This window comes from Achromobacter maghribensis, assembly GCF_057334215.1.
Map to the genome: position 1 here is coordinate 2,700 of NZ_JBHFII010000044.1, position 6,535 is coordinate 9,234.

6 protein-coding genes and 1 pseudogene are annotated in these 6,535 nt (G+C 64.1%); 3 read left to right on the forward strand and 4 right to left on the reverse strand.

The features are described 5' to 3' along the window. Nucleotides 1-20 precede the first annotated feature (20 nt). The gene (locus tag ACE039_RS18020) at nt 21-1,064 is read right to left on the reverse strand and encodes a Fe(3+) ABC transporter substrate-binding protein (protein ID WP_105558234.1); all 1,044 of its coding nucleotides are present in this window, start codon (nt 1,062-1,064) and stop codon (nt 21-23) included. Between the two features lie 264 nt (nt 1,065-1,328). Here ACE039_RS18020 and ACE039_RS18025 point away from each other — a divergent pair, with 264 nt between their 5' ends. After that, nucleotides 1,329-2,105 carry a ferredoxin--NADP reductase gene (locus tag ACE039_RS18025; RefSeq protein ID WP_006222211.1) on the forward strand — a complete coding sequence of 259 codons (777 nt, stop codon included), beginning with the start codon at nt 1,329-1,331 and terminating at the stop codon, nt 2,103-2,105. Between the two features lie 86 nt (nt 2,106-2,191). Here the strand turns inward: ACE039_RS18025 and ACE039_RS18030 are convergent, their stop codons facing one another. The 3 genes and pseudogenes from ACE039_RS18030 to ACE039_RS18040 all read right to left on the reverse strand — a co-directional run bounded on the left by ACE039_RS18030 (nt 2,192) and on the right by ACE039_RS18040 (nt 4,947). Further along, complete coding sequence (locus ACE039_RS18030) at nt 2,192-3,157, reverse strand: Bug family tripartite tricarboxylate transporter substrate binding protein (protein ID WP_448708753.1); 966 nt, start codon at nt 3,155-3,157, stop codon at nt 2,192-2,194. Nucleotides 3,158-3,280: 123 nt separating this feature from the next. Beyond that, a pseudogene (locus tag ACE039_RS18035) lies at nt 3,281-3,592 on the reverse strand (AtuA-related protein); the annotation flags it as partial. After that, nucleotides 3,589-4,947 (reverse strand): acyclic terpene utilization AtuA family protein, encoded by a 1,359-nt coding sequence (locus ACE039_RS18040; RefSeq protein WP_485822964.1) that lies wholly within the window; start codon nt 4,945-4,947, stop codon nt 3,589-3,591. The pseudogene ACE039_RS18035 and the gene ACE039_RS18040, both read right to left, overlap by 4 nt. 99 nt (nt 4,948-5,046) lie before the next feature. Here ACE039_RS18040 and ACE039_RS18045 point away from each other — a divergent pair, with 99 nt between their 5' ends. Continuing rightward, on the forward strand, nt 5,047-5,961 hold the full coding sequence (locus ACE039_RS18045; protein WP_105558229.1) for a LysR family transcriptional regulator: 915 nt from the start codon (nt 5,047-5,049) through the stop codon (nt 5,959-5,961). Nucleotides 5,962-6,070: 109 nt separating this feature from the next. After that, the gene (locus ACE039_RS18050) at nt 6,071-6,457 is read left to right on the forward strand and encodes a Rid family detoxifying hydrolase (protein WP_105558228.1); all 387 of its coding nucleotides are present in this window, start codon (nt 6,071-6,073) and stop codon (nt 6,455-6,457) included. Nucleotides 6,458-6,535: the final 78 nt, after the last annotated feature.

Consider the following 6,535-nt stretch of genomic DNA (forward strand, 5'->3'; position numbering starts at 1 on the left):
GCGTGGCGGCCGGGGGCTTATCAGTTGTCGAAACCGACCTTGTCCACCAGTTCGCTGGCTTGCTTGCGGTGTTTGGCGATTTCGGTCAAGGGCAGCGGATCCACCTTCAATTCGCCGAAGCTGGCGATCACGGGGTCCAGCTTCACGCCCTTGCGAACGGGATACTCGTAGTTCGCCTGGGCATACAGCGCCTGGGCGGGTTCGGACACCAGGAAGTCCAGCAGCTTGATCGCGTTGGCCTTGTGCGGCGCATGCGCGGCAACGGCTGCGCCGCTGACGTTCACGTGCGTGCCGCCGCTTTTCTCGTTGGCGAACGTCGGGCGGATGACCTTGATGGCGTCGCCCCACTTGCGGCTGTCGGTGCCCGGTTCGGCGTTCTTCATGTGACCCACGTAGTACGCATTGGCCAGGCCGATGTCGCAGATGCCGCCCAGGATGTCGCGCGCCACGTCGCGGTCGCCGCCGGCGGCCTTGCGCGCCAGATTGGCCTTGACGCCGCGCAGCCACTTTTCAGTCGCTTCCGCGCCGTCATGCGCGATCATCGACGCGACCATGGCGGTGTTGTAGGGGTGTTGGCCCGAACGGATGCAGACCTTGCCCTTCCACTTCGGGTCGGCCAGGTCTTCGTAGCGGAACGATTCCAGCTTCAGGTCTTTTTCGACGTACAGCACGCGGTCGCGCAGCGACAGCGCAAACCACTTGCCGTCGGCGCCGCGCAGGTTGGCGGGAATCACCGATTCCAGCGTCTGGGACTTGATTGCTTGCGTGACGCCGCCGTCCACCAGGTCCAGCAGGTTGCCGATGTCCACGGTCATCAGCACGTCGGCAGGCGACTTGGCGCCTTCCGCCTTGACGCGTTCCAGCAGCCCATCCTTGACGAAGACGGTATTGACCTTAATGCCGCTTTCCTTCGTGAAAGCATCCAGCAACGGCTGGATCAGTTTGGGTTCCCGGGTGGTGTACAGGCTGACTTCTTCAGCGGCGTTGGCCGAAACAGTGAAGGCGGCGGCGCCGGCCAGCGCCAGGGCGCGAAGCAGCGAATTCAATTGGGGACGCTTGGTCATGTCGGGAACTCCGGCTAGGGCTGCAACGGGGAATAGCCGCGAAATGCAAGGCTTCCCGATGCTTAAAACAGTCTGCTAACGAAAACGATTATCAACTGAGAACGCGACGATAACAGGAAGCGAAAGACCGTTCAACTGCTCGTAAGGCATAGGATCCAACGCTTGATCCCTATCAATACGGCATAAGCGTATTACGGAATAATGAGAGCAATTCCTATCGAGACCCTGTAGAATAGGGCTAACCCTAATATTTCCGACTACGACATGGCTGCTTTCAATACTGAGCGCGTACTTAGCGTGCACCACTGGAACGACACCCTGTTTTCCTTTACCACGACGCGTGACGCGGCCTTGCGGTTCCACAACGGCCACTTCGTCATGATCGGTCTGGAAGTTGAAGGCAAGCCGCTGCTGCGGGCCTACAGCATCGCCAGCGCAAACTACGAAGAAAACCTCGAATTCCTCAGCATCAAGGTGCAGAACGGCCCGCTCACGTCGCGGCTGCAGCACTTGAAAGAGGGCGACACCATCCTGGTCAGCCGCAAGCCGGTGGGCACGCTGGTGGTCGACGACCTGAAGCCGGGCAAGCACCTGTTCCTGTTTGGCACCGGCACGGGCCTGGCGCCTTTCATGAGCATCATCAAAGACCCCGACATCTACGAACGTTTCGACAAGGTCATCCTTGTCCATGGCGTGCGTTGGGTCAGCGAACTGGCCTACGCGGACTTCATCGAAAAAGAACTGCCGAACAACGAATTCTTCGGCGATGTCGTTCGTGACAAGCTCGTGTACTACCCGACCGTCACGCGCGAACCGTTCCGCAATCAGGGCCGTATCACTGAACTGATGGAAAACGGCAAGCTGTGCGAAGACATCGGCATTCCGCAAATCAACCCGGAAACCGATCGCGCCATGATTTGCGGTAGCCCGCATATGTTGGCCGATATCAGCGCCATGCTCGACAAACGCGGCTTCGTCGTGTCGCCGGGCGTGGGCCAGCCAGGCGACTACGTGGTGGAACGCGCTTTCGTCGACAAATAAGCCACAAAGGCACGTCAGCAACAAAAAACCCATCGCAAGCGATGGGTTTTTTGCATTCGGGGAAGGGCGTCCTGCTTGATTTCGGCTTACTCGGGCTGGATCCCGGCCTTCTTGATGATGTCGCCCCATTTCTTCGATTCCGCCTGCTGAAATGCGGCCAGTTCGCTTGGCGTGGAGGTGACGGGCTCCGTGCCGGTCTGCGCATAGAACTGTTGGGCAGGCTTGGTCTTGCTTGCGTTGACCAGCAGTTCGTTCAGGCGCTTGATCACGTCGGGCGGCGTGCCGGCGGGCGCATAGGCCGCGAACCAGTAGCCCATCTCGTAGTTTGGCACGCCGGCTTCGGCGATCGTGGGCACGTCGGGCGCCAGCGGCGAACGCGCCAGGCCCGTCACGCCCAGCGCACGCAGCTTGCCGGACTTGACCTGGGGCAGGCCGGTTGCGGCGTCGGTGATCATCATGTCGATCTGCCCGCCCAGCAGGTCGGTCACGGCCAGCGGATTGCTCTTGTATGGCACATGCAGCAGCTGCACGCCGGCCATCTGCTGGAGCAATTCGCCCGCGATACGGCTGCTGGAGCTGCCGCTGCCGAAACTCAGCTTGCCCGGCGATTGCTTGGCTTGCGCCAGGAACTCGCCCACGGTCTTGGCCGGCGAGTTCGGGTTCACCACCATGATCTGGCCGCCCTTGCCTAACAGCGAGATCGGTGCGAAGTCCTTCACGGGCTGGTAGGTCAACGACTTGTACAAGTGCTCGTTGGCGGCGTGGGTGGTGTTGGTGGTGATCAGCACCGTATAGCCGTCCGGCGCGGCGCGGGCCCCGGCGGCGGCGCCGATCATGGCGCTGGCGCCGGGCTTGTTTTCGATCACGACGGCTTGCCCGGTCTGTTCCGTGACGCCTTGGCCGATGGCGCGGCCGATCTGGTCGGTTGCACTGCCGGCGGCGAACGGCACGATGAACGTGATGGGTTTGGCCGGAAAGCTCTGGGCCAGTGCGGTCAGCGGCAGGGCAGCCGCCAGCAGCAGGGCCAGTCGGCCTTTGGATGAAATGCGCATGTCGTGTGTCTCCTGTGGTGTTTTTTTATAGGGGGGATGGCAAGGGCAGGCGGCCGCGGGACGGTCGCCGGGTATGTCTGGCAGCCGGCGGGCCAGGTCTGCGCCCACCTCCACCGTCAGGTCCAGCAATCGGAAGGACAGGCTTTTGCCGTGCGTGTCCAGGTTCAGCGCGTCGTTCACGCCGCCGTCCAGCACGCCTTCCAGCACGAAATTCATGGCGTGCAGCGTGGGTAGAAGGTAGCGGGTGACGCGGGTAGGGTGCCGGTACGCGAACCACGCCGCCACGCGGGCTTCGGTGACCTGCGCGGCCAGCACCGCGTAGCATTCGGGGTCCCAGGCGATCAGGCTCAGGTTCGAGATGTCGCCTTTGTCGCCCGAGCGGCTGTGGCCCAGCCGGTACAGCGGCACGGACTGCGTGTCGGTGTTGCGGGTCATGGGGTGATGTCCTCCAGGAAGTTCCAGCCGCTTTCGACGGCATCGCGGGCAATGGTGCAGGACACCATGTTCAGGCGCGGCCGCAGCGCGGTGCGGACGCCGCCGCCACCGGCCGGGCCGCAGGTGTATAGCGCGGTCACTTCGCGCAGAATGCGTTCGGCCTGGGCGCGGTCGGCGTGTTCACCGGCCAGTCGCAGCCGTACATCGCGCGCCAGTGTGTCGGGCTGCGCGCGGCGCATCTCACCTGCGTCGTCCCCCAGGATGCTGATGGCGCCGATCAGGTCGGCGCGCAGCTTGAAGGCGGCGCCCAAGCGCTTCTGGACGATATCCGCCGCAAGCCGCGCGCGCGCTTCGGCTTGCACGCCGGCGTACGAGATCTCGGCTTCGGCCAGCCAGCCGCCGCGATAGCAGACGTTAACTTTCAATTCGGATGGGCGCGCATGACCGGTGACGCCGTGCACGGCCACGCGGTTGTCGCCCAGTTCGACCACGCGCGCCTGGCTCAGGTCGGCGACGACATCGGGCGTAAGGTAGCGCGCGGGATCATGGACTTCATACAGCAACTGTTCCTTCACGGTGCGGGCGTCCACCGCGCCGCCGGTCTCGGCGGCCTTGCCGATGACGAATTCGCCGTCGGCATGGATTTCGGCAATGGGGAAACCCGCCGCATGCACATCCGGCACTTCTTTCAGGCCGGGCACGCAGAAGTAGCCGCCCGTGACCTGCAGGCCGCATTCCAGCATGTGGCCGGCCATCGTGGCGCGGCCCAGGCGGGGCCAGTCCGCCGCATCCCAGCCGAAGTGCGCCATGGCGGGGCCCAGCGTCAGCGAAGGGTCCGCCACACGGCCCGCGACGACAATCTGCGCGCCCGCGGACAGGGCCTGCGCGATTTCCGTCGCACCCAGATAGACGGTGGCGCTGACGATCTCGTGGCCCGCCAGCGCCGCACCCAGACGTTCCCGCAACAAGGCACGCTGCGCCGCCGTGTCCAGGGCGTCACCATGCACTACCGCGATGCGTGGGACGGGAAGGCCTTGCTCACGGGCAATCGCGGCAATGCGCCGGGCCGCGGCTTGCGGGTTGGCAGCGCCAAAATTGCTGACGATGCGAATGCCGTGGCGCAGGCAGTCCGCCAGTATTGGCGAAACCAGTTCGTCCAGCAGCGGCTCGTAGCCGCGGCTGGGGTCTTCGTTGCGTGCCAGTTGGGCCAGCGCAAGCGTGCGTTCGGCCAGCGTTTCGAAAATCAACGTGCCGCCGCCCCGGGCGGCCAGCGTGCGCACCACGGCGGCGGCGCCGTCGCTACGATCACCGGAAAATCCGGAGGCGCAGCCGATGAGCAAGGGAGATTGAGGCATATGGGGTCCAGTCGAACCAAGGTGAGCGTCGGGCTCACTATAGGCACACGACCTTAATCAGTAAAATAGAAAGATCAGATCAATTAATAGAAAAAAGCCATGAATTTATCTGCCCGGCAATTGCGTGCGTTCGTCGCGCTGGCGGACGAACGGCATTTCACGCGGGCGGCCCAGCGTTGCCACCTGACGCAACCCGCGTTCAGCGCGTTGATCCGTTCGCTGGAAGACAGCGCCGGCCTAAGGCTCTTCGACCGCAACACGCGGCATGTCGAACTCACGGCCGAAGGCCGGGTGCTGGACGCCTCCGCGCGTCGCCTGTTGGCGGATATGGACCTGGTCATGGAAGACCTGCGCGACCACGCCGCCCGTCGCCGCGGCCGGGTGGCGCTGGCCGCGCTGCCGTCGCTTGCGGCCGGCTGGCTGCCCGGCCTGCTGGCCCGCTTCAGCCAGGAACATCCCGGCATCGTGCTGGACTTGCGCGACGGGTTGCTGGACCCCTGCCTGGACATGGTGCAAAGCGGTCAGGTCGATTTCGCCGTGGCGTCCCGCCGCGCGGACATGACGGACCTGGACAGCGAGTTTCTGCACGCCGACCGCTATTTCCTGGTCTGCCGGGCCGACCATCCGCTGGCCGCGCAAAGCCACGTAAGGCTGCGCGACGTCGTGCGCCATCCCGTTATTCAACTTGCGCGTGGCAGCAGTGTGCGCAAACATCTGGACGAGGCGTTGGGCGCCGATGCGCCGCCGCCCGTGTTCGAAGTCGAACACCTGGCCACCGTGACCGGACTGGTGCGGGCGGGCTTGGGCGTCTCGGTCGTGCCGGCCATGACGCTGTTTCATTTCCGCAGTGACGACCTGCGCGTGGTGCCGCTGGCCGGCCGCGCGCTGACCCGCCCGCTGTATCTGGTTCAACGCAAGGGCCGCACCCTGTCGGTGGCCGCGCAGGCGCTGTATGCGTTGCTGATCGCGCATCGGGGCGATATCGGCGGCGCTGGGCATCAGGCAGACTCGTGAAACGCGGAAAGAGGGCATCCCTGCGTCATCCGGCCACTTTCGCGAAAGTCTATTGCTGTTTAAACTCCGATAGTTGTAGCTTCTATCCGTCACCTGAAGGATTCCGCCCATGAGCAAGCAAATCATCCATACCGACGCCGCGCCCGCCGCCGTCGGCCCTTACTCGCAAGCGGTTGCCGTTAGCGGCACCAAGACTGTCTACCTCTCTGGCCAGATCGGCCTGGAGCCGGGCACTGGCGATCTGGTTTCCGAAAACTTCGACGCGCAAGTGCGCCAGGCTTTCGCCAACATGCAGGCCGTGATCACCGCTGCCGGCGGCACGCTCGACAATGTCGTCAAGCTGACGCTGTTCCTGACCGACCTTGGCAAGTTCACCGCCGCCAACTCCATCATGGCCGAAATCATCCCGCAGCCGTTCCCGGCGCGTTCGACCATCGGCGTGGCCAGCCTGCCCAAGGGCGCGCAGTTCGAAGTCGAAGCCATCCTCGTCCTGTAAGGCACGCCCGGACTTTCGATCCCAGGGGTTCGTTCCTTCATGCCTGCCGCGGCCGTGGCTTCCAAGCGACCCCGCGCC